The sequence below is a fragment of the Kordiimonas lipolytica genome, from assembly GCF_042651265.1.
Classification (GTDB): Bacteria; Pseudomonadota; Alphaproteobacteria; order Sphingomonadales; family Kordiimonadaceae; genus Kordiimonas; species Kordiimonas lipolytica.
In genome coordinates this window covers 350,484-377,396 of record NZ_JBHSCR010000001.1, presented here as the reverse complement: position 1 = coordinate 377,396, position 26,913 = coordinate 350,484, and the positions used below count along the sequence as shown (strand labels likewise).

The following is a 26,913-nucleotide window of genomic DNA, read 5'->3' as shown; positions in this document are numbered from 1 at the left end:
GTTTGCTCAGGGTGATGGCTCGTCATTGTCCCGTCTTGCGGGAAAAACTTTTGGACAGGAAAACAAGAGAAGAGATCAGGATCGCTGTCTGAAGAAGCAGCCCCTCCCTGCTAGGATAGATTCCCAACCATTCAATAGGGGTAAACTGCAACAAGGTCTGTGGCATCGTGCCCGCTTCTTGTAGCGCGGCGATACCCTTGCCGGCAAAGATGAACGACAGGGCCAGCAATAGAATGCCTGTGGTTGCAAAGAATTGTCTCAGCGGCAATTTCACGCTGAAACGAATAACCAGCCAGGCCACGACAGCTAAAATCAACGTACCGGCACCAAATCCCGCCATGATCCAATTGGCGCTATCGCCGGTGGCCTGGGTCCACAGCGCCTGATAGAAAAGGATGGTTTCAAAGACCTCGCGATAAACGGAAATGAAAGTCAGTCCTGTCAAACCCCATAGAGTCCTCCTAGCCAGAACGGTTTGAAGGCTTTTTTGGATAAAGGCGTGCCAACCTGCCGCGCTTGTCTTGCTGTGAAGCCAATAACCGACGAACAACAGCATGCCCGATGCCAGAAGTGCTGCGACGCCCTCTGTAACTTCGCGCGTTGCACCGCTGATCTGGATGAAGTGCTCGGATACTACCCATGTGAGACCACCCAGCAACAGCGCGGCGATCCAGCCTGAGTGAAGATAAGGCATCGCTTCCCGTCGTCCGGTCTTGATCAGGAACGCTGAGATGGCCACAACCACCAGTAAGGCCTCCAGACCCTCTCGCAACAAGATAACCAAGCTGGTGATAAATGCGGCCGATGTGGACAATCCTTCGCTATCGCTTAAGGCAGTTTTGGCCTGCTGTAAAAGGGAAAGTATTGCCTGTACACGGGCAGTAATGTCATCAACCGGTTCTTCGGCGCGGATCGCGCTGCGGAGCTGCATCATCTCCGCTTCAATTTTTCGCATCAGGTCGCCATCTACAGCAGACAGGGTAGATTCGGCCAGCTCGAAGCCTTCAAGGTAAGCAGTAAGGGTTAGTGTATAGGCCTTTTCAGTCTCGCCTTGCTGGTAACTTTCCAAACCGGACTGAAGCAGGCTCATCGCCACATCAAGCGGAGCGTCCTTGCGGTCAAACAGGGCTATAGGGTCGGTCCGTAGAAATGCCATCACATCTGCACCGCCAGACAATTTTTCCGCCGCTTCCTCCGGTGAAAGGCTTGCATAGCCTTGGATGTCAATCGGTACGGCGCTGTCAGCTTGTTGCCATAACCGTTGACCGTTGCTTGCCGCATTTGGCTTGGCACCCAGGCTACCCACGTAGGCCGCAAGGCTCCATCGATCATCTGCGGAAAGATGAGGATAGGCAGCCATACCGGTCCCATCGACACCGTTAGTTATGGTGTTAAAAAGGGCATAGAGCGACCGTTGGCTGTAGCGCACCTGATCCGTGAAATCGGTTGGCTGGGGATCGAGTCCTTCGGCGAGGTTGCCTTTCCCACTACCACTCGGGCCGTGGCACGCGGCGCACTCACTTTGATAGAGTAGCTTGCCACGGCTAATATCCGGAATACGGTCCGGCGTTACCTTCAGGCCCGTAACCTGAACAACGGTCGCCCGCATCGACTGTGTGAGTGCCTTGACGTCGAGGGGGGACGCCCGTGAAAGTATGAGGTCCTTCAGGGCTGTAGCTTGTTGGCGAAGACTCTGCACATCTGAAGGGACCACCATCTTTTGCACCTCGGTTTCAATGATGCCAGCAAACTCCATCATCTCATCATATTCAAGCTGGTTGACAATGACGCCTTCAGACACGGCGGCGCTATAGTCCACACCGATATAATCGATAAGTTGGACAAGCCGATCGCTGTCATTCGCCTGCGCACCGGCCAGAAAACCGAGTTGGAGGACCAGGATGAGAAGTATGGTCATTAATCTCGTCATAATCGGGGTACCGTTCGTTACAATCTATAATGCTACTAAGAGTTAATATTAAATATTATCCAGCAGCGTACAACATCAATCTGGTTCCGAGGAAGCTTCGGCTTTCTCTGCGTTGCTTTGAGGCCAGGTGCTCTTGATATAAGAAAGGACCGCCGCAATTTCCTCGTCCTCAAGGGTGCCCTCAAAGGCGGGCATGTCGCTGTTCAATGTGCCTTTACCTTCGAGTGCGTGAACACCAAACTTGGTCATCATAAACAGGGTTTTATCTCCGTGTTGCCAAGCTCTCCCCGATGCGTCGAGCGGCGGCGCCCGCCATCTCTCGAAAGGTTTCTTATCCTGCCAGTTCTTCTGTCCCTCGAGGTTTTCACCATGACAGCTCACGCAATACTGGCCGTATAAGGCATTACCTCGCTGCACAATGTCTGCATTATCCGGATTAAGTGTCATATCCGGAAGGGTCCGCGCTTCATAATAGGACAGCAGCAAAAGCGACGCAGTTAACACGCTGAGAACCACCATCACCTTCAGGAGCGATTTACCGTTCTTTCGGGTTTTCATCTCATAGGGTTTCCTGTGCTTAGCTTGCCATAGCGGATAAATCTCAAAAAGGTGGCCTGGCAACGCGTTGATGGGGGTCACATGTTGCCAGGCCGTGGAGCACCAGCGGATGGTCGTGATACAACCTCGTCATCGACGATCCGTGATACCCCATGTGCCCGGCAGCAAGACCGCGAGGTCATCCAGCCGCCGAGCTGCCCGCCGAGCACAATTAACGCAGTGCATCAGCAGGCATGGGCAGAGCCTTAGATGTCATCAATTTTGATGGCCTGTTCCACATCGGTCACATAAATCCAGCCCGCCGTTTTCTGGCCGGTTCGACCCTGACGGCAGATGATATCTATCGCACTATCCAATTGGTGATCATCACACACCAGTTCCAGCTTGATCTCAGACAGCACCTTGTCGCCGATTTCGACAGAATAGTGCTGTTCCTGGGAGCTGAGCGCCTTGAGGAGACCAAGAACATCGACCACCGAGATATATTTATATCCCGACTGTTTCAGTTCATGGACCACATCTGAAATCCTGTTCCGGTGAATGAAAGCTTTGATCTCTTTCATGATTGCACCTCATCGATTGAAGGAAGTGTTTTTGCCTTGCCGCCCCGGCTTTCCATCCAGTCATAAATGACTGGCAAGAGCACCAATGTGAGCAGCGTCGATGTAACCAGCCCGCCGACGACAACGGTCGCGAGAGGCCGCTGTGTCTCTGCACCGACGCCACTGGACAGCAGCATGGGAACAAGGCCCAGGATGGCGACACTGGCAGTCATCAACACTGGTCTAAGCCGGAGTTCGGTACCTCTCTGGACCGCGTCACGCACACTCATGCCTTTGGCCCGCAGTTCATTGATGAAGCTAACGAGCACAATACCGTTGAGCATGGCCACACCGAACACAGCGATAAAACCAATCGCGGATGGCACGGACACATATTGGCCTGTGATAAAGAGCCCGATCAGACCGCCCGCCGTCGCGAATGGTACGTTGGCGATGATCAGCGTGGCAAAGCGCACGGAATTGAAGGCTGTATAGAGAAGCACGAAAATGAAGAAGATCGTCAGCGGCACAATCACCGACAAACGGGCAAGTGCCCGCTGCTGGTTTTCAAAGGCACCGCCCCATTCAATCCAGTAGCCAGGAGGCATCTCAACCTGCTCGCCGATCACTCGATTGGCTTCCTGCACGAAACCGTCTACATCACGCCCGCGAACATCCATTTGGATGACAGCATAGCGCTGCAACTGTTCCCGCCTAACGAAGCTGTAGCCCTCGGCGACACTGACGTCTGCTACATCAGAAAGCGAGATGATGGCACCTGACGATGTCCTGACAGGTATGGCCTTGATCGCTTCAACGGATGCTTTGGAAGCATCCTGCAGGCGTGCAGTGATATCGAACCGCTTGACGCCGTCGATCAGGGTGCTGACAGGCTCATTGCCGATTCCGGTACGGACAATATCGAGGATGTCATCTGCGTTCATGCCGTACCGCGCGAGTGCGGCCCTGTTCACCTGGATGCGCACCTGCGGTTTGCCGATGTTGGCCTCAAGTGACAGGTCAGCCACACCGGGCACGGCGGACACAGCCTCTTTGATCCGGGCGCTAAGCCGGTCCAGTTCGCCCAGATCTTCCCCATAGAGTTTGACGGCGAGCGTGGCCCGTACGCCGGAGATCAATTCCTCCACCCGCATCTGAATAGGCTGGGTGAAAGCAATGACAGACGTAGGAACAACCTTTTCAAGCTTCTCTCGCATGTCATCGGCCAGTTCCTCAATGGACCGATCATTGCTCCATTCATCATGGGGTTTGAGTGCGGTATAGATCTCCATATAGTTCACATCGGCGGTTTCACCTTTCTCGGCGCGGCCGATCATGGCGATGGTCGTTTCCACCTCGGGGAACTCGCCTAGCGCCAACTCAATGTCCTTCGATATCTTGATCGACTGATCGAGCGACGTGGACGGGATCGAGGTGACCCGCCACATGATCGAGCCTTCCTGCAACTGCGGCATGAACTCTTTGCCGAGGAACGGAAAGAGCGCCAAGCTACCCAAAAGAAGGGCGACAGCCCCACTGACAACGGTTTTCTTGTGCCCAAGCGCCCACTCAAGGAGCGGCAGATAACGCTTCTTGATCCAGGCGACGAGGAAGGTGTCTTTTTCTTCCTTTGGCTTGAGGATCAACGCGGCCAAAACCGGGATGATTGTCAGCGTCAGCAGGAGGGAACCCGCCATGGCGAAGCTGATGTTGAAAGCCATCGGTTTGAAGAGCTTGCCTTCCAGCCCTTCGAGGCTGAAGAGCGGCAGGAACACCACGATGATGATCAGAATCGCAAACGAAATCGGGTTGGCCACCTCGCGTGCAGCTTCAAGTACTGCTGCGGTTCTGTTAACAGTCTCACCAGCTTCCCGTCGCTCCGACATAACCCGGAACGAGTTTTCCACCATCACGACGGCCCCATCCACCATCATACCAATGCCGATCGCGAGACCTGCAAGCGACATCAGATTGGCGGATAGCCCGGCATTTTCCATGAAGATGAAAGCGATCAGCATGGCGAGCGGCAAAGCCGCGATCACCACAAAGGCCGACCGTAACTCCCCAAGGAACAGAAACAGCACGATCGCCACGAGAATGGAGCCCTCAATGAGCGCGTTCTCTGCCGTCGAAACTGCTTTTTCCACGAGTTCGGTCCGGTCATAGATCGGTTTGATCACCACACCGTCCGGCAATGCCTGTTCGGCGATACCGACCTTGTCCTTGACCGCATCTACCACATTCTTGGCGTTCTCACCGATACGGGACAAAGCCATGCCAAGCACAACTTCCTTGCCGTCACGCGTGACAGCACCGAACCTGAGGGCGCCTGCCTGTGAAATTGTTGCAATGTCCTTCAGGTACACAGGCGTGCCGTCAGCTTCCTTGACGACGATGTTGCCGAGATCCTCTTCATTCCGAACCAGCCCCAGGCCGCGCACCAGATACTGTTCCGGCCCTTGATCGATATACTGGCCGCCCACCTGCCGGTTGTTGGCCTCAATCACTTCCATCACATCGCGGTAGCCAAGGCCATATTTAATCAGCTTGAGCGGATCGATCTGAACCTGATACTGGCGCTCCTGACCACCCCAAGACATAACGTCATCCACACCGGGTGCGGTTCTCAGGATCAACCGGATGGTCCAGTCCTGCAAAGTACGCAGGTCCATCTCACTATCGGCGCCAGCCAGCTTCTCGTCTGCTTGCTCAACTGTGTACCAAAACACCTGACCCAGCCCTGATGTGTTGGGCCCCATCTCTGGCGTCCCGTATCCTTCAGGAATACGGTCCCCGACCTCCGCCAGGCGCTCCATAACGAGGCGGCGGACAAAATAGATGTCCATGTCGTCCTCGAAATAAACCGCCACATACGAAAGACCAAAAAGGCTAACGGAGCGTATTTCCTGCACACCAGGCAGGCCTGCCATCCCGGATTCCACCGGGAAGGTCAGCAGTTGCTCCACGTCTTCTGCTGCAAGGCCGGGGGATTCTGTATAGATATTCACCTGTACCGGCGTCACATCAGGAAATGCGTCGATTGGTACGGTGTTGACGGCGCGCCAGCCCATAAAGCCGACGACCAGAAACGCGATGATCACCAGAAATTTATACTGGAGCGCGCTTTCTACGAGTTTGTTCAACATTTGCGCCTCCTAATGCCCATGGCCTTCACCCATCTTGGACTTCAAGATGAGGGATTTGATGAGGAAGGCGTTCTCAACAACGATCACATCGCCGCCAAACAGGCCCGCTTTCACTTCGGTCCAGCCGCCTTTAGAGATGCCAAGATCCAACGGCATGGGATGCAACTCGTCGCCCTCGCGCTTAAACACCACCTGCTGGCCTTCAAGAAGAACGATCGCATTATTTGGAACCGCAACAACCCGTTCGGTTTCGCCAGTCTGGATTGCCACATCAGTGAACTGGCCCGGATGGAGATTGTCTTCCTGATTATTCACCTCAATCCGAACAGACAGAGTTCGTGTCGCTTCATCGACACGGTGGTGGACTTGCACGACGGTCCCCGTCATGGATATACCATTCTTTGTGACCCAGGCTTGAGAACCCTGTTCGACCAAGGCAGCTTTTTCCGGTGACAGCTGGGCTTCTACCCATATCCGGCTTTCATCGCTTACTTCAAACAGAAGATTTCCAGGCGCTATAATCTGCCCCACCACGAACGTGTCATGAATGATGGTGCCGCCTTGATTGGCCAACAGATCAAACTCACCCGTGGCGGCAGAGACTTCATTGGCTAGCAGAGTTTTAACCTGAGCCTCTGACATGCCGTAGGCGAGCACTTTGGCTTTTGCTTGTTGTGCCGCCACCTTCGCTTCAAGAAAACGCTGTTCGGAGACAACGTCCCGCCCGAGCTTCTGGACCCGCTGCCATTCCTGTTCTGTCAGGATCAGATCCGCCTGCGCACGAGCCATCTCTACACTGGACATGGTTACGAGAGGCTGGCCCTTTTTAACGACGTCCCCCATACGGGCATGGCGTGCGATCACTTGGGCCTCGATACGGGGCGTCACCTGAATGGTTGCATATTGATTGACGGTAACTTCCCCAGGAGCCGAGACCGTCTCTGCCAATGTCCGCGGTGCGACACGCGCGGTTACAACCCCTGAATCACGTAATTCCTGATCAGACATTTTGATGATTTCTTCTTCGCCGTGCTCTTCGCCTTCTTCTTCAGAATGCCCGTCGCCACGTTCGTCCTGGCCGTAAGCAAACGCAGCAAACTGCTGTGGCAGCATCCCAACAACGGCGGTGTCGATTACCAGTGGCGAAACCAAGGCCAGCAGCGCAAATTTTATTGAGTATTTCATTGAATTGTCTCCAGCCATTCTTCAACCGTTGCACCAGCGTCTTGCCAGTCGAACCAGGCGTTCCAGAGCCGACCATTCAGCTCGACAGAGGCCTCTTCAGTTGCGAATGTTTGATTGAGTTGAATCAGATAATCGATGGCGCCGATCTGGCGTGCATCCAGTAGCTTACTTAGAAGCAAGCGTTGCTCTTGAAGCGGCTCAGCCCCCTGGTCCTGCCAAAGGCTCCAGGCCTGGGAGGCCGCAAGATAGCGTTTCAGACTGGCATCATAACGTGCCCGAACACGCCTGTTTTCAGCATAATAGTTTTGCTGGGCTTCCAGAAAATCTGACCCGGCCGCATCCACCTGATCCCGGTAGCTGTTGCGGATTGGGATAGGAATGGAGGCGGAAAGCCCGACAAGGCTACTATTGCCTTCCTCGCCAACCCTGACGCCAACCGTAGGATCAGGCATGCGCTCCGATTTGGCGACCCGGATGCGGGCGCGGGCGATCTCCGATTGCGCCTGAGCGAGGCGCAGCTCTGGAAGTCGCTCGTAGGCCGTTTGTTCCGGTTCTACAACTGTATGAAGCGGCGTACCGATTAGGCGTGGCCACATCTCCCGGTCCTTGCCACTGATCGCCACCAGCTTTTCTTCCGCTGAAGATAGGGCGAGCAGCGCGTCATTCTTCGCAGCACGCGCTTCGGCCAATGCAAGGCGCGCGGTCAGCAGTTCAGCTTGCGGCATTTCGCCGGCCTGATGGCGGCGTGTTGCCAGCTCAAGAAATTGCTTGCTCAGGTTTTCGCGCTGCTCCGCAACATTCAATAGCCTCGACGCTGTTTGATATTCAGCAAGTGACTGCAGGATATTGCTTAACAAGGACTTCTTCGCGATCGCGTAGCTGGCCTCGGCTGCGTCAACCTCGGCGCGACCAACACCTGAGCGTGCTTTGCGCTTACCCGACCAATCGAATGTCTGTGTCAGGCCAACTTCCCTGGTGACTTCAGAGGCGTTCTCATACCCCACTTCGATTTCAGGGTTATAGATAGGACGTGATTGCCCTTTGGCCCGCGCCCTGGCTGAAGCCAAGGCCGCTTCCGCCGCCTTCAAGGCTGGATGGTCGGCAGAGACCTGTTCAATAAATTCATGGAGGACGGGACGCTTCTGGCTGTCCGCCCACACCGCAGGACCGCTTTGCACCATACCGGTACAAAGGCTGATCACTGCCACGCCCATAAGGGCATGTCGCATATATGTCATGCTTATTCACTCTCAAATAGATTGATATGTGCGTGGGAAGCCTATCCTTCTTTGCAGAAAGCCATGGCATGCCCGACGCCGAGAAATATCAAGAGTGATACGTGGAAGGTGGTTGCAGGCCTGGTTTGGGGTTCAGGCCGTTAATCGTGATAGACGTCACCTGTCGCGTTTTAAAACGTGTGTAATTGATGGATAGGACGGCAGTCTTGCCTGCGGATACACCGTGATGAATGACATGACAGATGCAATGCAGATCTGCTGTTACATCTTCGTCTTGTTCTGCTGCATCGTGATAGGTTTCGCTGACATGTTCAACGGACTCCTGAGGATCAAGGAAAGCGATATCCAAGGCAGGTGCTGTTACAAAAATGATCAGCAGCAAGATTTTTAGATATTTCGCCATCGATAGCTTCAGTGCCTATTCCTAAGTTTTTACAATACGGCTTTTACAGGTTTTCACTGCATGTGTCACTGCCGGTTTCGCTCTGGCGCTTCTCTTCGGAAAGCTCAGCCCATGACTGTTGAACAATCCTCGTGGCCGAATGAATAAACAGGCTACCCATGATACCTGCCACCAATAGGTCAGGCCAAGCCGCATCAGTCGCCGCAATCCCGGAAGCTGCAACGATAACAGCCAGATTACCAATCGCATCGTTACGGCTACAGAGCCAAACCGAGCGCACATTGCTGTCACCGTCCTTGTATTTGAGCAGTAGTAGCGCGCTGATCACATTGGCTGCGAAAGCTGCGACACCAATCGCGCCCATGGTTAGCGCCTCAGGAACGCCCTCAACAAAAACACGGTAAAATGTGCTTCCTAGAACCCAGGCGGCAATAGCGAATAGGGACAGGCCTTTAAACAAGCCTGCCTTGGCGCGAACGGCGAGCGGCATCCCAATAACGATTAACGAGATTGTATAGGTCGCGCTGTCACCCAGGAAATCAAGCGAGTCAGCAAGTAGCGCCATGGACCCAGAAGCAAGACCACCAAAGAACTCCACGAAGAACATGCCAAAGTTGATGGCAATAATAACCATCAGCACCCGCTTGTAGGCGGGTGATGAACCATCAAAATTTTGATCGGAACCGCATCCACAACTACCAGACATTTTTACCTCGAATCACTGTTAATTTCGTTGAACAAATCCTACATGCTACAGTAGCTGTAGGAGCAAGGAGAAAGTTTGTGGCAAGCGATTTTATGATAGGCGAGTTAGCGAAACGTGCCGATACAAAGGTGCAAACGATCCGCTATTATGAGGACATTGGTGTGATGCCTAAAGCGTTCCGCGCGGCGAATAACAGGCGCCTATATGATGAAACTCACCTGGAACGACTTACCTTCGTGCGTCACAGCCGCGAACTGGGCTTTTCCCTTGATGATATCAGAAACCTGCTTGAGTTGTCCGATCAACCCGACCGCCCATGCGAGGAAGTAGATGCTATTGCTAGAAGGCATTTGAACGCTGTGGAAAGCAAGATCGCCTCGCTGCAGATTCTGCAGACAGAGCTGAAGCGTATGATCAACAATTGCTCGGGAGGGACGATTTCGGATTGTCGGATAATCAAAGTACTGGCTGACCATAGCCTGTGCAAAAACCATGATTAAGAAGCCTGATTGTGAAGAGCAGCAAACAATGGCAAGGCGAACTCCTGCTCGCGCAAGGGTGGGCGCATTATCATGGGCTCGCCGGCGACACGACTTTCCATGCCCATTATCCTGTCCAGCTAGTCTTTTCTGAGGCCTGCGACGCAACCGTTACACTGGATGATCGCCAGATAACGGGGCGTTTCCTCGACATCCCATCAAACGCAAAGCACATGTTGGCGCCAAGCCAGCAGCCGCTTAATCTGCTTTATATTGAGCCAACCTTGCTGGAAGGAAACGAGGGAGAGAGTAGAGCTCTTCCCGAGTGGCTTTCAGCGCTGCGGCGGCGAAAAGCCACCATTGATGACACGAGGATGATTCGCGCCCTCGAAGCCATCGACGACGGGCTTGGCGGCAAAGTCACGCAGGATATGGTCGCGTGTGCCGCTGGCATGTCTAAAAGCAGTTTTACGAAACTGTTCCGCGCCATCATCGGTATGCCGCTTCGGCGGTATGTCTTGTGGCGGCGCCTAAATGTTGCGGTTGCCGAGATTGGCGCGGGGGCAGATGCAACCCAAGCTGCCCACAAGGCAGGCTTTGCGGATTCTGCCCATTTCTCAAGAACAATGAGGGAGACATTTGGTGTCTCCCCCACAGATAGCGTTTTAAAGATCCAGATGACAGTTGCGGAAACGCCAGCTGTCTAGTGTTCGTGCTTCTTTGGCCTATAGTCGCGGCTTGAAGAATGGGTGTGCACCACTTTCCAGTCGCCCTCTACCAAGCGGAACAGGAATGTTTGGCGCCCGGCCTTATCAAACTCGTGCCCATTTTTCCTGACCTTGCCTTTGACGCGTGTGTCGGCGACCGCCCAGGCAAAGCCGCCCTCGAAATGAATTTCGATATCCGAGAAATCGAGGTGCAGATATTCAAGGGCATCTTTCTCCGGTTCCACATGGTTGGTTACCAGGTCGTCCAATCCTTCATTCTGACCGCCGGACTCTACATAGCGGGCGCCTTCAAAATCGAGGAAGTACTTTCGGAACGGTGTCCCATCACCGTTTTCCCAACCATATTCGATGGCGGCGATGATCTCTTTGATCGCTTTTTCGTCATCAACAGACGCGAAAACGGACGTTGACCCGATGGCGATCAGTGCCGCACAGATTAGTGTTCTCACTCTATCCCTCCCTTTTTCTTACGGCACTGATACTAAAGGGTTTTTGTGGTATATGGCAACTCATTCTACAGGCTGTTTTGGAACTGCTGCTTCTGTTTTAGAGGGCGCTTTAAACGGCCGGGTCAACTGTGCCAGGTAGCCGTCCGGATAGTCGGGTTCCTTGCCGATGCCCAGGTCATTTGAGGAGAAGCGACGCTTGGCGTCATATACGGCTGTCCCCAGCATCCGGTCCCAAATTGTGGTGAACAGGCCGAAGTTCACGTCGCCCTCCACAGGCCACTTGATGTGGTGAAACCGGTGTAGGGGCGAGAGCGCCAATATATAGCGAAGCGGCCCGATTTTCACGTCCACATTGCTATGCTGCAGGAGTAGCTGGATGGCGACCGCGAAGGCGAGCAGGGCTGCAATGTCCAGCGGGATTCCCATCAGAATCAAAGGACATGTGCCGCCGAGCGTTTCAATCGCTTGATGAAGCGGGTGTTTCATCAAGCCGTTAAAGCCATACATGCGTTTGACGCTGTGATGAACCGCATGGAAGCGCCACAGGGTAGGATTGATGTGACTTGCATAATGCACCAAAGTGATGCCGCAATCAGCAATCAGGATGGCGAGCAACAGTTGCCCCCATATGGGCCAGTTGGTGGGCCAAATATCAAGTCCGGGTACGATGGCGACAATCAAAGGCAGCAAAGCCACCGACGAAGCATTCGCAACCTCATTTACAAGGGCGTGAACCGCGTCTCGCCAGCTATCCCCATGGTCTTGGTTCCATTGTTTCTCGTATGGCACAAGGCGCTCCAACCCAAACGATATGCCAATGGCAAGCGGTAGCAGTACCAACAGCGCGCCATAACCGTAACCGCCTGCAATGGCGTAGAGTGCGGCAGCCAAAAAGCCGCCAAGCATCAATGGCACATAGCTCACCTTGATCAACTCTTTCAAAACAAACATCGATCTCTCTCCTTTGTTCAGGGCAGAAATAACGATTGGAGACCGAAGCAGCTTGAATAAATGGCCATTTATTCAAGCCCGTACGTCGGTCGTTCACCTAGTGTGTCATTCAGGATTTCAGTCCAGGAGCCGGCAATGTCGAAGACTGCAGAGCAAGAAAAGGGCGAGCCCGAGGGCTTTGTTCCCGCCCTTCGCTACAAGTGGGCAACAGGCGTTTATGACTTGGTCATCGAATATTTTACGCGTGGCAGTGTACTGCGGAGATTGTCTGTCGATGCGATAGCGCCAGAGCCTGGAGAAGCCATTTTGGACCTCGGGTGTGGCACGGGTGAGTTGTCCCTCGCAATAGCGCAGACTGAGCCAAGAAGTAGTGTCACCGGATATGATATCGATCCTGAGGTTCTGGAGATCGCACTCAATAAGATGGGGCTCCAAAGTGAGGTATCTGCAGTCACGTTTCGAGACGTCAATGTGACGGACGCCGCCTCACTTCCACAGCAAGATATTGGCCGCTTCGATTGTGTGACCTCCAGCCTCGTGTTTCATCATTTGACCCATGATCAAAAACAGCGGGCGCTTAAGTCCGTTCAGGCGTTGCTGCGACCGGGCGGTCGATTTGTGTTGATCGACTGGGGCCCCGGGGCGAATGTGTTCCTCAGAGCCGCCTTCTGGCTGGTGCGCTTGCTTGACGGGTTGGCCGTCACCCGAGATAATGCGAAGGGAAACTTACCCGACATGCTTGAAGAAACCAGCTTCTCGCAGATATACGCAAAACCATTGCTGAACACAATGTTCGGCACAATCTGGCAATATTCCGCAAATAGGTGCAACTAATTATCCAGTAACTGCTTTGCTCGCTCTCGCCAGTCCCGCCTATGTGGATGCTTGAGCCCAAGGCAAAAACATCCAATCTCATACCTTCAGTGTAAGGAGGCTCGTATTGCCGAAGCCGGATGGCAGGTTTTTCGGTATAGCCCGCCCTAGGCAAACATGGCGGAGCTCAGATATGTGATGCGACGTACTTAAGTCCTTCCTCACCATGGAAAAAGCCGTTCGCGAGTGGTTGGCCATTCAGGACGGCTTTCAGAGCTTCCAGTGTTTCTGTGGCGCTAGACCGCCTGGCCGCACGAGCGCGGTATATTTCTGACACCTTAACCATGTCGCAGCTATGGGGTGATAGGCGCAGGCCTATAATGCCCATATCCTGCAACGCTGGGATTTCTTCCAGTAGACACAAATAGGCTTGTGACAGGGTCTGCAAGCCATTAACTGCCAGAAACGGTTGATCATCAAGCGTGTCAACCGCCAAGCCATCGAGATCTTTTTCGCATACATACTGGCAACCGTTTTTCGCCAGGCCATGCGTGCGGGCATGAAAGCAGCGGGCGGAAATAGCAAGCGGTGCACGACCGAAAGCTTGCACCTCAAGGTCCACGGTGGCGACGTCCGCCAGGGCTTGTAGGCTGTCAACCGGCAGTTCGGCATTGAGAGAGATACGGGTGGCACCTTCACCCTCGAAATATCTGAGTGTGTCTTCATTATAAATGTTTACGGACGGCCCTAGTGCGTGGGGCTTCCCGGCGAGTGCCGCGCAGGACGACAGGTCATTGGCTTCCACCAGATAGTCGCCCGTGAAAGCCACCATGTCTGCGACCGCCTGTTGGTCCTTGGTGTCCATCACCAACTGGAGCGTTGACAGGATCACCTGCTTGCCGCCGCGCGCCAGTCGTTCGAGGATAGCCTCATAGAAGGGCAGTTGGAACGGACGGCGTTTGGCGCAAACAACCTCACCGAAATAGACAATGTCCAAGTCCGCCTCGTCAGCGATTCGGAAATAGAAATCACGCATATTCTCCGCTGGCCAGTTGAACAGAAGCGGACCTAGTGAAAGGGTGGGGGCATTTTGTGTCATAACCATTTCTTCCCATACGCGCCTGTAGTGTTCTGGCTGCCTTCAGATAGGTGGCCGACGCATTGCGTGAATTCGGGCGTGCCGTCGATAGCGGCGCGGAAGGCAGTGACCACATCACGAACATAGGCCTTGCTGCGTTGGCGTCCTTCGATCTTGAGAGCAGTGACACCCGCAGCCAGCAAGTCAGGCAAGATAGGGGTAATGTCTAGGCTGGTAGGTTCCTCGAATAGATAGCGTGTTTTTCCGCCGGACTTGAACCGCCCCTTGCACAGGGTGGGATAGCCCGCGGGCTCATCGATCCTAAACCGGTTGATCGTGAAGCCTCCCAGCTTGCTTGTCAGGCCTTCGTCAGTCTGTGCGTAATATACATGGCTTGCAGGTGAGCACACGCCGTTCCGGTTTGGCGACTTACCTGTGATATAGGACGACAGTGTGCAACGTCCCTCGGCCATCGGGCACATACCGCCAAAGGCAAAGACTTCCGTTTCAATGGGTATCTGACTGTTAAGCTTTCCAATCTCTGGTACTGTGAGGACGCGCGGCAGGACGACGCGGCGAATACCGAAGCGTTCGACATAGTAGTTTATTGATGCCGGGTCTGATGCAGATGCTTGAACCGAAAGATGCAGGCGGAGGTTAGGGAAGGTGTGCCTAGCATAGTCCAATAGGCCTATATCTGCCAGGATCAGGGCATCCACGCCCAGTTCTGCTGCGGAATTGATTGCTTCATGCCAAGGTGTCGGGTTTCCCGCCTTCGCATATGTGTTAACGGCGAGGAAAACCTGAGCGCCACGTGCGTGTGCATAGGTAAGCGCTTCAGAAAGCTCTTTCCGCGAAAAGTTCAGGCCGGGAAAATTCCTTGCATTGGTTTCATCGCGGAAACCCATATAAACGGCGTCGGCGCCGGCATCAACTGCCGTTCTTAGCGCCGCAGGTGTGCCCGCAGGGCATACAAGTTCAAGCTTGGTCAAGGTCTGCCTCCCGATTTCAGAGCGCCTGGGTGGGCAGGAGCCAGTGCCTCAAAGATACGCTGTGCAGCTGGAATGATCGGACCTGAGATATTCAGAAGCTCGCGTTTCAGGCTGAAGTCCTCACTGTCCAGAGCGTTCCTTAGTGTTAAAAGGGCTTCTGTATCACCGTCCACTTGCAGGTCGCGGGAAAAGAAAAGGGAATCACCGTCCAGATCACCTTCAAGTAAGGCGAAAAGAACAGACAAAGTTCCTTCAATACCGACATCGCAGGGGGGCGCTTGCCGCACGACTTTCACAGCCACAGCATGGCTGTGTACTGTCAGCAGGAGCGCCACCCCAAGGTCGGTGATCTGGATCGAGAATAGCCTGCCTGCAATTGGCTGCAGCCGCTCAAGTATGTTCGCATGCCTGCGTGACATGCGCTTGACCAGTAAAGACAAAGCCAGGTTGGCCGGGGGAAGGGGCAGGATGCGGATCGACCTTGCGGCAATCGGTGCGGCCTTGCGAAAGAAATCTATATGCATGTCTGATTCCACTGTTGTACTGCAGGCACACTAGTGGGATGTGCTGTGTACGCCTTGACGCAAATCAAACTGACCAGAATTGGACCGCTAAGGCAGTATGATCATAGCTCATGCCCCAAATCAATCGCGACAAACTTGGCAACTAGCTCCTCGCTGGTCCGGCAATGTAGTTTCTTCCGTGCGTTGGCCAAGTGAAATTTTACTGTCTCGTAGCTGATATCTTCCAGATAGCAGATTTCCTTTAGCGTGAAGCCTTCAGTCAAAAGGCGGACGATTTCTCGTTCGCGAATAGTCAGTCTCTTTGATGGGGGGCGGAGCTTCAGTCGCTGTGGAAAGCTCTTTTTCTCCCATGTGAAGGACAGGTCTGTGACACCGCCACCTTCCTGGGGAAAGCTGTCGGAGACAATTTCAGACTTCAGATCTCGAAAGCCCATGAACTCCAGCACCCCCACAATAAAACCCCGATAGTAGTCCGTACTTTTTTCTGTATGGCGGAAACCCTCGAGGTAATTGAGTCTCAGGTCACCTCTTTCTTTGCCAAGGAAGGTGATCTTTGGCTTCTTGTTTTTGGCAAAGCGGGCATTGACGCGTGCAATGTTTCTAAGAATAAGGGATGCACGGGCAAGATTGAGCAGACGCAGTTCGATTATGTTGCGTTTCTTCAACGAAAAGCCGGCCACCCGGCGGCCAACCTCAAAAAGATCTGGTTCGATACTGCAGAGGTTTTCGTAAAACTTCAGGCACAGGTGATTTGGGAACCAGTTTCCTTCTTGCACAAAGAAGGGATAGCCTACCGGGCTGTCATTCATGTGGAATTTTGAACTATTGCCAAGTCCCTCAGGCAAAATGTCCCTAAAAAGCATCTGTAGGCCTTCGGGGCCCCGGGCTTCCAATGCATATTGTGCCCAAAGGGAACTAACAACAGTACTGACATGTTGGTTATAGGCTAGCGCCAGATTTTCAGATGTCTTGGCCTGATCTAGCATTCAGTATCGGTCCATTTTGGCGCCCCCAAGCGTACGACATTATTATCCAGACCTATCGTTTAGAAAGCGTAAACTCATCGGTTGACAAGAAGGAGCCCTCTCTGTCGAACCACCTAGATGGTTGACAGAGAGGGCAGCACACCCTGGGAAGGAGCGCGCAAAGGCTATTCCAGGCGTCGGTACAGGTCGATGCCTTCGTTTGCGAGGTTGTTTGCAGAGTTAATGTTGTGGGACAGATCATTCAGGTTTTCGTTTATCTCCGCAACGGCACCAGCGGCTGTTTGCATGTTTGATGAGATCTCCTGCGTCACAACGCTCTGTTCCTCAATCGCGCCAGCAATACCCGTGACGCTTCCCTGAAGATCGCCCACGGCACCGTTGATCCCAACAAGGCGCTCAACCACTTCGCTTGATACATCCTGCATGCGAGCAATCTCATCTGAGATTTGGCCAGTAGCGGTTGCTACTTGTGTTGCCAGATTTTTAACCTCGCTGGCAACAACCGCGAAACCTCGGCCGGCTTCACCTGCTCGGGCCGATTCAATAGTCGCATTGAGGGCGAGGAGGTTGATTTGGGAGGCAATATCCTCAATCAGAACAACAATCTTGTTCATGGCTTCGGCAGCCTCGCTAAGGGTCTTGGTAGATTTGTCTGCAGCTCGGGTTTCGCCAGACGTTTTGTCGACCGCATTCCGTGCCAGTGCCACGCTTTCGGCAATCTCGCGGAAAGAGGCATTGAGTTCTTCCGCCGCGGACGCGACGGTCTGTACCATTGCTTCGGTTTCAGTTGAGGCAGAGGCCGCCAATCCCGCGCGTTCGTTGGCGGTCCCTACGCTGGAGACGATCTCTTCCAAATTTTTATCAACCTGGGCGCCTACGCGTTCTCTTTCCTTTCGCGCCAACACCATAGAGGTGATATCACTCGCGAATTTTACGACCTTGAAAGGCTTGCCTGAGGGATCGAAGATCGGGTTGTAGGTGGCCTGCAGCCAAATCTCTTTGCCACCATTTCCGACCCGTTGATATTCCCCGGATCGAAACTCGCCGCTTCCAAGTGCAATCCAGAAATTTTTGTATTCGGTTGATCCCTTGTAGGTACCATCCACGAACATTGAATGATGCTTGCCAACAATCTCTTCCAACTCATACCCAACCGCTTCGAGGAAATTTTGGTTCGCAGCAATGATGGTGCCATCCAGTTCGAACTCGATCACCGCCTGAGCCTTGTTCAAGGCTTCAATCTTGCCCTCATAGTCGGCATTTTTCAGCTTCTGGGCGGTTATGTCTGTGGCGAATTTGACGACTTTTATAGGTTTGCCGTCAGCATCCAATATTGGCGTGTAACTGGCCTGCAGCCAGATTTCCTTGCCAGCTTTGCCAACGCGTCGGTATTCGGAGGTTAGGTGCTCACCCGCTCTGAGCTTATCCCAAAACTCTGCATATTTTGGGGATTTGCTATAGGCAGGGTCCACAAAGATGCTGTGATGCTTCCCCTGAATCTCACTAAGCTCGTAGCCCACGGTGGAAAGGAAGTTTTCGTTGGCTGTGATAATAGTGCCGTCCAGCTCGAACTCAATCACCGCCTGGGATTGGTCCATGGCGGCCACTTTCCCGAGAGCATCGATGTTGCGGTCTTGGGTTTCGCTATAATCGGTCGCGAATTTGACAACGCGTTCAAGTTTGCCGTCTGAACCCATTTGAGGCAGATAGACGGCCTGCAGCCATACGACATCACCTGATTTTGTATGGCGCTTGAAGATGCCTGACTGATAGACGCCATGATTGAGCTCATCCCAAAACTCGCGATACTTTGGGCTTGCTGCAAATTTCTTGTCCACAAACTTGCTGTGGTGGGTTCCGACGATCTCTTCAAGGCCATAGCCCATTAGCGAGAGAAATGTAGGGTTAGCATCCACGACAACCCCATTTGGGTCAAAGGAAATCATGGCTTGTGATGCACACATCGTTCCTATGAGGCTTGAGGCATTCAGGCCAGCCGGAAGCTTTGTGGATTGTGAAGATGGAGGTTTTTTCCGAATAATATCAAACATGTTGGTCCTTCCCAGGGATTTAGATATAGAAGATTGTCCGGTTCTTTTTGTCGGCCGGATTGCTGTCGTGCTCGGTTTTTTGGCGGGTTAACGGGTCGATGTCAGGAAGTGAAATGGATACGGTGGTGCCGCGAGCTGGCTTGCTTCTGATGCGTAGCCGACCACCGTGCATCGCGACGATTGTCTTAGCCGTGGCAAGGCCTAGCCCTATCCCGTTCGAAACACCGTGTGGGCTATCTGCAGACAATTCGAAAGGTTTGGTGATCGCTACTAGCCGGTCGCGTGCAATACCTTGACCTGTGTCTTCAATGTTGATGACAGGAATTCCCTTGGCAGTTTTTTCTAGGCTCAAGGTTACGTTGCCGCCGGCGGCTGTGTAGCGGATAGCATTGTCGATGACGTTCGATAGGGCTCTCCACATTCTTGGATAGTCAATGAAACTGTCAGCTCCATCGATGACCTCTAGCCTCAGGTTGATCTTGGCCTCTTCGGCTTTGGGGCCAAATGCTGTTGCAACGGATTCTAGTAGATCCTCAAGAGCAAACGATTGCAGATTGGGGTCCGCATAATCGCTGTTGAGTTCGCTGAATTCCAGTATTTGATTGACCACATGCAGTAATGTCTCACCGCTACCAAGGATGTATTGCCCGTAGTCTCGGGCCATCTCTTCGGAAGGAGGCCCTTGCCAGTTCGCAAGAAGTTGGCTGAAGCCGAGAATAGCGTTTAGCGGCGTCCGAAGCTCATGGCTCGCTTTGGACAGGAAATGCGACCGCGCCGAGATGGCCAACTGGGCTTTCTGCAAGGCAAGGCTGAGTGCCCGTTCCTTTCTTTCAAGCTTGGCTAGCAGCTCGTCGCGTTCGGTCTGATCCCTCAAAACGACGCCGAAGAAGCGTTTCCCGTCTTGGGTCATCGTTGTCAGTGCCCCGGATGTCTTGACAATAGCCCCGTCCTTTGTCTGGCAGGAAATCTGGCGTTGCCGGTTCATGCTTCGGGAAATGCCCTCGACAGCCGCGAATGATACCATCTGCTCTCGGTGACTGGATCTTAGAGTTTCCGGCAGCAATAGGTCGACCGGCTGTCCAAGAAGCTCACTTGAGGAAAAACCGGTCAAGTTGGTTGCTGCAGAATTGATGTAGCAGAAACGGAAGGTGTCATCGCAGATGAAGACTGCGTCTGAGGAAAAATCGAGGAGATTGTCCTTGAGTAATTTCAGGAGGGGAGCAGAGGGTTTGTCGGTTGTGGACGTTGCAAAGGCCTCGTTAGAAGAAGTATCCAGCTCGCGATCAAATAATTTCATACTTACATTGTGACATCGTTAGAAAGTTTTTCTTCCTACCCATTTGGGGAGTATGGAGTTGTTCCTGTGGGTAGGGCTTTTAGGGATTGCTCAACCATTTTGAGCCATAGTTCTGCGATGCGACACCGGACTTTCATATGGATGGCAGTAGCCATGTTGCTGTATGGAGAATTGGTGCCCCGTGATGGGGCCGTCAACGCGGAGCCGACTTGGGACAATGGCGCTTGCCTCAAAATTGCCAGCTATTCAGATGACGGCCTGAACCGATCACTCGACCCAATGTTGAAGGCGCTATATGACCAAGCTGGGCTTTGTCTGCGAATTGTTGATGTGTCACTGTCACGGGCGCACGAATTGATGCAGCGTGATCTTTTGGATGGCCAGGCTGCGAGGACGACCCTTTGGGTCAAGGCGTATGGTACAAAGCTGAATAGCCACAATATCTATCTCGGGAAAATATCGTTGATCGCCGTATGGCTAAAATCCGAAGGTGCAGATGGGTCAGGCTCCTTCGAGGGCAAGGTCGTCGGATTCCGCTCTGGTGCAAAGTGGGCGGAGGCGATGTTGCACCAGTGGCAAGCAACACCACTACCCCTCCCCGGCTTCAAAACCATGCACGATCTGCTGGCAAAGGAACGGGCGGACTTCATTATTCTAGATGCCGGAATGTGGCCGGAAGTGAAGCAATATATGACAGCAAACCTTAAGGCGTCTCCATTGAAGGAGATCAAGGTTTATCATGTTTTGGCACAGCAATTTGGTGTAGAGGCTAAAGCTCTCGAGGCTGCCGTCAAGAGGCTGGGTGGGCAGGCATTTCTTGATCAATATCTGGCCCCGCTGCCATGACGCCTTTCTTGCCAGTTTGTAGAGGGCAAGTCGCTTCTGTGGCTCTATGTCAGATTCTCTCGAGCTTTGACCAATTGCGCGGTATTTTGCATCCTGAACATGTAAATTTTTGTCTTATCAAACTGAAGCGATCGGCAATCCTTAAGCGAAAGATGTGTCCACATCGACGGCACCTATATCTGCGACGCTGAACGCGGCGCATCAAGATGCCTCCTGTTGACAAAAGCAAGAGTATAAGCAGAGCTAGTTCGGAGGAGAATTCTTTCACGGATTCATGCTTTACGTCGAGGTTCCGGTAGGGGAATTAGCCATATGCAGTTTTTCTGCAGCGCTCAAGAGAATTTGTGATTGGATATCGTGCATAGTTGACGGTGTAAATAGAACACGGCACAATATTAACATACTGTTATTGTTAATAATTTTTTGGCGGTCGCAAGAAAGCCGAGCCGTGACGTGCAGATGGCACTAAACTAGGAAGTATACCATGTCCACTCTGGTGATTTTTTCGGGTTTGCCTGGGGTCGGGAAGTCGACGTTAGCAAAAGCTATTTGCCGAGAAACCGGTGCAGCCTATATCCAGATCGATACAATTCAAACAACACTTGGTGAATTGGGAAGTGCGGCAGACCTAAGCGGCGTCTATCAATTCGTTTATCGACTAGCTGAAGATAACCTGGCGTTAGGGCACAATGTCGTGGTTGATTGTTGCAATCCCGTGCAGGCCACCCGAGATGAATGGACACGTTTGGCTGAGGAGCAGGGTGCCAAGCTTCAGAATGTCGAAGTAGTTTGCTCGGACGTAGATGTCCATCGTTCCCGCGTTGAAGGCCAGGCAGACTATGCAGTGGGCGAAGGCGCCCTAACTTGGGAACAGATTCAGGAACAGCAATTCGATGACTGGAATAGGCCTCCTATTCGTGTCGATACCGCTCAGAAAAAGATTCCTGCGAGCGTGTTCGAACTTATGTCAAAGATTGATTGGTCATAGCCGTTCCATGGTACGACGCTTGATCGCTCTAGTAAGGGTCACGCACTGCTATTGCGGATTGAAATCAACGATGCGCCCCGCGAGGGCACTGAGGCTGAAAGGTTCAGCAAAGCATCCTGCGACCCTAAGGCCATATGTTTGCGCTTGCTTTTCAAAAGCGTCACATGAGAAACCTTCTGCAGAAAAGACAAAGAGTGCAGCGTCTGATTGGGTCGCAAATATCTTACCAAGAACTTGCTGAGGATCTGGTTCCAGATGGCCTAAGCGCAAAAAGATCATATCAAGCTTGCCTCCCGAAAGAGCGCTGAAAGCTTTCTGTTCGTTGGTAGCTTCAGTGACTGTTGTGTTGCCCAAGAGAGAGAGGATGTTTGTGAGGAGCGCACGTTCTTCGTCATCGGACACGCATACTAGAACTGAAACGTCAGAAAATGTGTGCCGAGAAGCCATCGTGGGTCACCGCAAGTTGGATTTTGACGTGGGAAGCTAGCGCAAAAGACTTAATCGGAAGTGAATTGTCAATCGTCCATTGATATGAAGGTTACATTTTCAATGCACCGGTCAGAAGGGCCATTTCTCATTAGGTCCTGGAAGTCCTCTTCTATACCTTCATAGGTGAAGTAACCAACTGAAGCTGTTGTCTCTCCCGTGTTAGCTCTAAGGGGCAGGAGAAGTCCGCTACAACGAAGTGTCGTACCGCTGGCCGTTGTTACAACCTCCTCGGTTACGCAGCCCAGCCTGTAATTTTTGAGCGAGATAAAGAGGTCTTTGTATTTCTGTCGAGCCTCGCCAGAGAGGTGGTCGAGAAAATTGTCGGCGATAATGTTTCGGCTCCACATCTGGTCGTGCGCACTGCCAATCAAGAGGATCGAGACAGTATCTTCATCGATCATGTCGAGGATGGTCAAGTAGGGTATCAGAGATGCTATTTGATCTGGTCGCAACGATGTTCGCAGCGGGATATCATTACGGGCCTCCCTATAAAGGGTACGCCAGTACTGCCACAGCAGGCTGTGATGCCCCGCCGGTTGAAATTCAGACTTCTTGATAAACTTGATTTCCATACATGCCCCGGCCACCTTTTGGAGTTTAGGTTGAGCTGTGTCAAGCTTGGAAGCCAAACAGGAAGAGGGGAATGTCCTCATGAAAGCTCACCTGTCCTAACATGTATTTAGCTTGGTACTAACGTTGGGGGCCTTCCAAATTATCTGCGGAAGAATCTGGCTAACCTATCTCGCATGATTGCGGCATCAATGGGCTTGACGATGTAGCCTTTTGCGCCAACCTCCTTCGCCCCTTTGATATGCTCTTGTTCGGTGCTGCCTGTCAGAAACACGACGGGCGTGGACGCTTTGCTGGAATCATATCTGACAGGCGCTGATTTTCTTAATGTCCTGACAAATTCAATGCCATTCATAGGCTTCATGAGAATATCGCAAAGAATTAGGTCGAAGCGCGATTTGTCGAGCTTCCGGAGAGCCTCTGATCCATCAGCCGCACATTCGACGTGCTCAAACCCCAGGTCTTTAAGCAGCCGGTTCAGTAATTCACGAATGATCGGCTCATCATCGATTGCCAAGATTGAATGTCCTGCAAACACATCGCGCTGATGTTTGACGTAACTTTCCATTAAATGATCACCTCTATAGTAGAGCAATGCGATGCTTGGGCATTGGTATCAAAGCTGTCGCAGATGAGTATTTCAATAACAATAGGGCAAGTTCATGAATTTTGTATTGCGATGAGTTGACCGCTCATCACATCGACCTGAGTAGGTGTAGGATTGAAAACAAGAGCGAGCAATAAATGACCGCAATTAAAGCAGAATGTTGCCAGTCGGCCAGTGTCTTGGGGCAGGCAGGAATTGGTGTCAGAATATGAGCAGACGTCAGGCGCGATCAGCTTATTTTCTGTTTCAAGAATTTTTGAGATACTATAAGGCCTTGATGTATAAAGGGGAGAGGCCAGAAAAGGCACGTGTTGACCCTAAGGAGATGGTCAAATTCCTGCCTTGGTTGTCTATTTGGGCATACTCCTCACACGAATTTTTGACGCCAGCTCTAATGGGGACCGCACAAGATGATCTTTTCGGTAGGTCGTTAACGGGCACGGATATTTTGCCGCTTCTTAGTACACAGGCTCGAGAAGACTTGGATTCACTATGTGGGGAACTCACCGCTTCCAAAAGCAATGTGCTTCGATTGCGCCTTCAACTGACAAACCCAGCAGGTGAGAAGACCGATATATGCGGCTTTTATGGCCTCCTAAAACAGGCCGATCCAAGCGTTCAGTTGTTTTTGGGCTGTGCTTCGGCGTGTAGCAAAAACGTTTGTGTGTCATGCGGCTATCTTGAAGAGTGTGCCAATAGTTCAGCTGCCTCAACCAACGAGGCTAAACTGTTTTATCAACCTGAAGACAAACGCCTGGTGGGACCCGTTGAGGCGGTGATGTTTGACTTGGGTCGCCTCGTGGCAGATTGAATATCGCACCGTTAGTGAGTCTATAGTCAGAGGCATTTGTCACTATTGTACCTATAATTAATTGGGTCAGAAAGTGCACTCAGTTGATGGGAGTAGAATAACTGTTTCCTGATCAAAAAGGAGACAGGTCATGAAACCCCTCTTTCAACACGAAAACTCCCATAAGCCCTGACGGGGAACATCTTCCTTGCGAACGGCAGCCGGTCTATACATGGGGTCAGCTTGAGCCATCCATCGAGTGTTTCGGTACGTCTCAAATTCGCCTAAAGTGGCCCTTAGGATCTGCAGGCCTCGGTACAGCCTCTATTCACTCACAGATTTGTGTATCGGAAAATTGAAACAGGGTTTGACCCTCCGGTTGCTGGAAGCCTCATGCTGAAGGAACGATGAAAGGAGGCACAAATGCCAGCGCATGCCGATACACAAGCGTTACCCAGGCGAGACTTTCTTCATGTCGCGTCAGGTGCTCTCATCGCGACGGGTGGCATTGTGGCGACCTGGCCCTTTATCGATAGCATGAATCCGGCGGCCGATACTCTTGCCTTGGCGTCTGTGGATGTCGATCTGTCCGTGATCGCGGTCGGTGAGCGGGTCACGATCAAATGGCGCGGCAAGCCTGTTTTTATTGTCCGACGAACTAAAACGGAGATTGCGGCCGCCCGCCATGACGATGAGGCGGCCCTTGTCGACCGAGAGACGGATGCGAGCCGGATTATCAACCAGCCTTGGCTGGTTGTTATCGGCATTTGTACGCACCTTGGGTGTGTCCCCCTTGGCCAGAAAGAGACCGACTCTCGCGGTGACTATGGCGGCTGGTTCTGCCCGTGCCATGGCTCGCACTATGATACGTCGGGGCGGATCAGGAAAGGGCCGGCACCCAGGAACCTGGACCTCCCGCCCTACCAATTTGTTGCCGCGGACGTTTTGCGGATCGGATGAAGATTTCAACCTCAAGAGAGGAGGAGAAAATGGGTTTTGTTGCTATTACAGCCACCATTCATAAACTGAAATTTGATGACGTGGAGAAGCGGTTGCAGGAGTTGGGGGTGCCGGGGCTGAGTGTTTCAGAAACCAAGGGTTATGGTGCCTACAAGAATTTCTACCAGCACGACTGGATGGGGCCATATGCCCGCTTGCAGCTTTATGTACCGGAAGCGGATGGCGAAAGGATTGCCTGTGCAATCCTCGAAGCGGCCCATACGGGGCTCGACAGCGATGGTATACTTGCCATTACACCCGTCAGCAGACTGTATCGGATTTCTGACAGGGAAGAAGTCTCTGCGGATGAATAACGAGCAGTCGTGGGGACAGATGAGCCCCGTCAAGATACGAGGAAAGCCATGACATTTACGGTCTATTCCCTGGACGGTTTCGAGATTGTTCCGCCCAGCAATCTGTTCAAAAAGCAGGGTGTCGAGAAAGCCGGAGCGATTGCGAAAGTGCAGCCGGTTCGGCGCAAAAAGCCCAAGGCGGAGCGCCGCCCACCAATTGGTAGAGGATCTCCGCTCGACATTTATGCCGCGCGCACCAATCCAGCGGTTCAGTCGGTAGCGATCATGGCGGACCAGGTGATGTCCGGGCCGGTTGTGACAGTGACGCCAGAGGCGACCGTCGCTGAGGCGTTGCAGTTGTTGCAGGAAAATGGATTTAGGCACGTTCCCGTGGTCTCGTCAGCGGGTGGACCACTGGTGGGCATTCTTTCTGAGCGGGACATCTTGCGTTATCTGGCCGACTTGCCTGAAACCGACCAGCCTGAAGGGGCCATGGCTCGGTTGGGCGCGCCGGTCGACCAAGTTATGACGCCCCACATTCTGACGGCCGAGTGCAGCACTGATCTACGATTTATCACGCGGCTTTTTGTTGAAAGGCGCATCGGCGCCATGCCCATTGTCGACGGCCATATCCCTAAAGGCATCATCACCCGCAGCGATATCCTGTCCGCGGTTGTCAGGCACTATGTGTTGGAATTGTGGGCGTGAGCCCAATCAGCGGCCTGCATAAACTTTTCAGGCCAAGCAAATATTCGGATCAAGGGTAGCAGCTATATGGCAGATAAAAATATGAAAGCCTGGATTTTTGGGGGCGCGATGGTCGCCTTACTGGTCATTGGCTGGGCAGTCGTGATGCAAGAGGGCAGCGAGAAGCAGCTCCTTGATATCCAACTATTACCAAACGACCATGAGGTGGTTGCCTTGGGTCGGAAGGTCTATCAGGCCCAGTGTGCGGCATGCCATGGCGTAAACCTGGAGGGGCAGCCAAATTGGCGCGAGCGCAAGCCTAATGGCCGCTTGCCCGCGCCGCCGCATGATGAAACCGGTCATACCTGGCACCATCCAGATGCAGTGCTGTTTGCACTAACCAAATATGGCCCCGCCACAGTAGTTGGGGATGAAAGTTATCAGAGTGATATGCCTGCATATGAAGGCATACTGACGGACAGGGAAATATTGGCGACCCTTTCGTACATCAAAAGCCGTTGGCCGGATCATGTTCGTCAAAGGCACGATTTGATGCAGCCGGATGGTGTTAGGCCTCCGGGATAGCTC

At 52.8% G+C, this 26,913-nt stretch carries 29 protein-coding genes; 10 read left to right on the top strand and 19 right to left on the bottom strand.

Annotated elements, in window-relative coordinates; translation table 11 throughout:
* Window positions 1-22: 22 nt before the first annotated feature.
* The 8 genes from ACFO5Q_RS01735 to ACFO5Q_RS01700 form a co-directional block, all read right to left on the bottom strand.
* Complete coding sequence (locus tag ACFO5Q_RS01735; protein WP_197421201.1) at window positions 23-1,918, bottom strand: cytochrome c/FTR1 family iron permease; 1,896 nt, start codon at window positions 1,916-1,918, stop codon at window positions 23-25.
* Between the two features lie 87 nt (window positions 1,919-2,005).
* Complete coding sequence (locus tag ACFO5Q_RS01730) at window positions 2,006-2,488, bottom strand: c-type cytochrome (protein ID WP_068150305.1); 483 nt, start codon at window positions 2,486-2,488, stop codon at window positions 2,006-2,008.
* Between the two features lie 245 nt (window positions 2,489-2,733).
* Window positions 2,734-3,051, bottom strand: coding sequence for a P-II family nitrogen regulator (locus ACFO5Q_RS01725; protein WP_068150301.1), 318 nt, complete (start codon window positions 3,049-3,051; stop codon window positions 2,734-2,736).
* A complete protein-coding gene (locus ACFO5Q_RS01720) occupies window positions 3,048-6,176 on the bottom strand; it encodes an efflux RND transporter permease subunit (RefSeq protein ID WP_068150300.1) in 3,129 nt (1,042 codons plus the stop codon). The genes ACFO5Q_RS01725 and ACFO5Q_RS01720 overlap by 4 nt, the downstream gene beginning before the upstream one ends.
* Before the next feature lie 9 nt (window positions 6,177-6,185).
* Window positions 6,186-7,361 carry an efflux RND transporter periplasmic adaptor subunit gene (locus ACFO5Q_RS01715; protein WP_068150297.1) on the bottom strand — a complete coding sequence of 392 codons (1,176 nt, stop codon included), beginning with the start codon at window positions 7,359-7,361 and terminating at the stop codon, window positions 6,186-6,188.
* Window positions 7,358-8,599: a TolC family protein gene (locus tag ACFO5Q_RS01710; RefSeq protein ID WP_068150294.1), complete on the bottom strand. Its 1,242-nt coding sequence runs from the start codon at window positions 8,597-8,599 to the stop codon at window positions 7,358-7,360. Before ACFO5Q_RS01710 ends, ACFO5Q_RS01715 begins: the two co-directional genes overlap by 4 nt.
* Before the next feature lie 88 nt (window positions 8,600-8,687).
* Complete coding sequence (locus ACFO5Q_RS01705; RefSeq protein ID WP_068150291.1) at window positions 8,688-9,002, bottom strand: hypothetical protein; 315 nt, start codon at window positions 9,000-9,002, stop codon at window positions 8,688-8,690.
* A gap of 43 nt (window positions 9,003-9,045) precedes the next feature.
* The gene (locus ACFO5Q_RS01700) at window positions 9,046-9,636 is read right to left on the bottom strand and encodes a cation transporter (RefSeq protein ID WP_231727303.1); all 591 of its coding nucleotides are present in this window, start codon (window positions 9,634-9,636) and stop codon (window positions 9,046-9,048) included.
* Between the two features lie 164 nt (window positions 9,637-9,800).
* On the opposite strand from ACFO5Q_RS01700, the gene ACFO5Q_RS01695 reads away from it, so the two are divergent.
* Together ACFO5Q_RS01695 and ACFO5Q_RS01690 are read left to right on the top strand one after the other, a co-directional pair.
* Window positions 9,801-10,208 (top strand): MerR family transcriptional regulator, encoded by a 408-nt coding sequence (locus ACFO5Q_RS01695; RefSeq protein WP_068150351.1) that lies wholly within the window; start codon window positions 9,801-9,803, stop codon window positions 10,206-10,208.
* Between the two features lie 11 nt (window positions 10,209-10,219).
* Entirely contained in the window at window positions 10,220-10,894 is a 675-nt protein-coding gene (locus ACFO5Q_RS01690) for a helix-turn-helix transcriptional regulator (protein WP_068150284.1), read from the top strand.
* Here ACFO5Q_RS01690 and ACFO5Q_RS01685 read toward each other — a convergent pair.
* Both ACFO5Q_RS01685 and ACFO5Q_RS01680 read right to left on the bottom strand, forming a co-directional pair.
* Complete coding sequence (locus tag ACFO5Q_RS01685; RefSeq protein ID WP_082719993.1) at window positions 10,891-11,364, bottom strand: YybH family protein; 474 nt, start codon at window positions 11,362-11,364, stop codon at window positions 10,891-10,893. The two genes, ACFO5Q_RS01690 and ACFO5Q_RS01685, sit on opposite strands and share 4 nt — an antisense overlap.
* Window positions 11,365-11,424: 60 nt before the next feature.
* Window positions 11,425-12,315 carry a sterol desaturase family protein gene (locus tag ACFO5Q_RS01680; RefSeq protein WP_068150282.1) on the bottom strand — a complete coding sequence of 297 codons (891 nt, stop codon included), beginning with the start codon at window positions 12,313-12,315 and terminating at the stop codon, window positions 11,425-11,427.
* Window positions 12,316-12,450: 135 nt separating this feature from the next.
* Between ACFO5Q_RS01680 and ACFO5Q_RS01675 the strand changes: the two genes are divergently transcribed.
* A complete protein-coding gene (locus ACFO5Q_RS01675) occupies window positions 12,451-13,149 on the top strand; it encodes a class I SAM-dependent methyltransferase (protein WP_068150279.1) in 699 nt (232 codons plus the stop codon).
* A gap of 166 nt (window positions 13,150-13,315) precedes the next feature.
* Here the strand turns inward: ACFO5Q_RS01675 and ubiV are convergent, their stop codons facing one another.
* The 6 genes from ubiV to ACFO5Q_RS01645 form a co-directional block, all read right to left on the bottom strand.
* Complete coding sequence (gene ubiV, locus ACFO5Q_RS01670; protein ID WP_068150275.1) at window positions 13,316-14,227, bottom strand: ubiquinone anaerobic biosynthesis protein UbiV; 912 nt, start codon at window positions 14,225-14,227, stop codon at window positions 13,316-13,318.
* Window positions 14,224-15,198 (bottom strand): ubiquinone anaerobic biosynthesis protein UbiU, encoded by a 975-nt coding sequence (gene ubiU / locus ACFO5Q_RS01665; protein WP_197421199.1) that lies wholly within the window; start codon window positions 15,196-15,198, stop codon window positions 14,224-14,226. Before ubiU ends, ubiV begins: the two co-directional genes overlap by 4 nt.
* Entirely contained in the window at window positions 15,195-15,722 is a 528-nt protein-coding gene (gene ubiT, locus ACFO5Q_RS01660) for a ubiquinone anaerobic biosynthesis accessory factor UbiT (RefSeq protein ID WP_068150269.1), read from the bottom strand. The genes ubiU and ubiT overlap by 4 nt, the downstream gene beginning before the upstream one ends.
* A gap of 101 nt (window positions 15,723-15,823) precedes the next feature.
* The gene (locus ACFO5Q_RS01655; RefSeq protein ID WP_068150267.1) at window positions 15,824-16,708 is read right to left on the bottom strand and encodes a helix-turn-helix transcriptional regulator; all 885 of its coding nucleotides are present in this window, start codon (window positions 16,706-16,708) and stop codon (window positions 15,824-15,826) included.
* A 164-nt stretch (window positions 16,709-16,872) separates the two neighbouring features.
* Window positions 16,873-18,759, bottom strand: a complete 1,887-nt coding sequence (locus ACFO5Q_RS01650) for a methyl-accepting chemotaxis protein (RefSeq protein ID WP_231727301.1) — start codon at window positions 18,757-18,759, stop codon at window positions 16,873-16,875.
* Between the two features lie 19 nt (window positions 18,760-18,778).
* A complete protein-coding gene (locus ACFO5Q_RS01645) occupies window positions 18,779-20,056 on the bottom strand; it encodes a PAS domain-containing sensor histidine kinase (RefSeq protein ID WP_068150265.1) in 1,278 nt (425 codons plus the stop codon).
* Window positions 20,057-20,197: 141 nt separating this feature from the next.
* Between ACFO5Q_RS01645 and ACFO5Q_RS01640 the strand changes: the two genes are divergently transcribed.
* Window positions 20,198-20,902 carry a hypothetical protein gene (locus tag ACFO5Q_RS01640; protein WP_156432015.1) on the top strand — a complete coding sequence of 235 codons (705 nt, stop codon included), beginning with the start codon at window positions 20,198-20,200 and terminating at the stop codon, window positions 20,900-20,902.
* A 484-nt stretch (window positions 20,903-21,386) separates the two neighbouring features.
* Window positions 21,387-21,890: an AAA family ATPase gene (locus tag ACFO5Q_RS01635; protein WP_068150259.1), complete on the top strand. Its 504-nt coding sequence runs from the start codon at window positions 21,387-21,389 to the stop codon at window positions 21,888-21,890.
* 48 nt (window positions 21,891-21,938) lie between these two features.
* Here ACFO5Q_RS01635 and ACFO5Q_RS01630 read toward each other — a convergent pair whose 3' ends face one another.
* The 3 genes from ACFO5Q_RS01630 to ACFO5Q_RS01620 form a co-directional block, all read right to left on the bottom strand.
* Window positions 21,939-22,292, bottom strand: a complete 354-nt coding sequence (locus tag ACFO5Q_RS01630; protein ID WP_156432014.1) for a response regulator — start codon at window positions 22,290-22,292, stop codon at window positions 21,939-21,941.
* A 113-nt stretch (window positions 22,293-22,405) separates the two neighbouring features.
* A complete protein-coding gene (locus ACFO5Q_RS01625) occupies window positions 22,406-22,951 on the bottom strand; it encodes a PAS domain-containing protein (protein ID WP_197421197.1) in 546 nt (181 codons plus the stop codon).
* 140 nt (window positions 22,952-23,091) lie between these two features.
* Entirely contained in the window at window positions 23,092-23,517 is a 426-nt protein-coding gene (locus ACFO5Q_RS01620) for a response regulator (protein WP_068150250.1), read from the bottom strand.
* A gap of 247 nt (window positions 23,518-23,764) precedes the next feature.
* On the opposite strand from ACFO5Q_RS01620, the gene ACFO5Q_RS01615 reads away from it, so the two are divergent.
* The 5 genes from ACFO5Q_RS01615 to ACFO5Q_RS01595 all read left to right on the top strand — a co-directional run bounded on the left by ACFO5Q_RS01615 (window position 23,765) and on the right by ACFO5Q_RS01595 (window position 26,910).
* Entirely contained in the window at window positions 23,765-24,367 is a 603-nt protein-coding gene (locus ACFO5Q_RS01615) for a PAS domain-containing protein (protein WP_068150248.1), read from the top strand.
* 402 nt (window positions 24,368-24,769) lie between these two features.
* On the top strand, window positions 24,770-25,306 hold the full coding sequence (gene petA, locus ACFO5Q_RS01610; RefSeq protein WP_068150243.1) for a ubiquinol-cytochrome c reductase iron-sulfur subunit: 537 nt from the start codon (window positions 24,770-24,772) through the stop codon (window positions 25,304-25,306).
* Window positions 25,307-25,335: 29 nt separating this feature from the next.
* On the top strand, window positions 25,336-25,659 hold the full coding sequence (locus ACFO5Q_RS01605; RefSeq protein WP_068150241.1) for a P-II family nitrogen regulator: 324 nt from the start codon (window positions 25,336-25,338) through the stop codon (window positions 25,657-25,659).
* A 48-nt stretch (window positions 25,660-25,707) separates the two neighbouring features.
* A complete protein-coding gene (locus ACFO5Q_RS01600; RefSeq protein WP_068150239.1) occupies window positions 25,708-26,346 on the top strand; it encodes a CBS domain-containing protein in 639 nt (212 codons plus the stop codon).
* A 66-nt stretch (window positions 26,347-26,412) separates the two neighbouring features.
* Window positions 26,413-26,910 carry a c-type cytochrome gene (locus tag ACFO5Q_RS01595; protein ID WP_068150236.1) on the top strand — a complete coding sequence of 166 codons (498 nt, stop codon included), beginning with the start codon at window positions 26,413-26,415 and terminating at the stop codon, window positions 26,908-26,910.
* The last annotated feature ends 3 nt before the right edge of the window (window positions 26,911-26,913 follow it).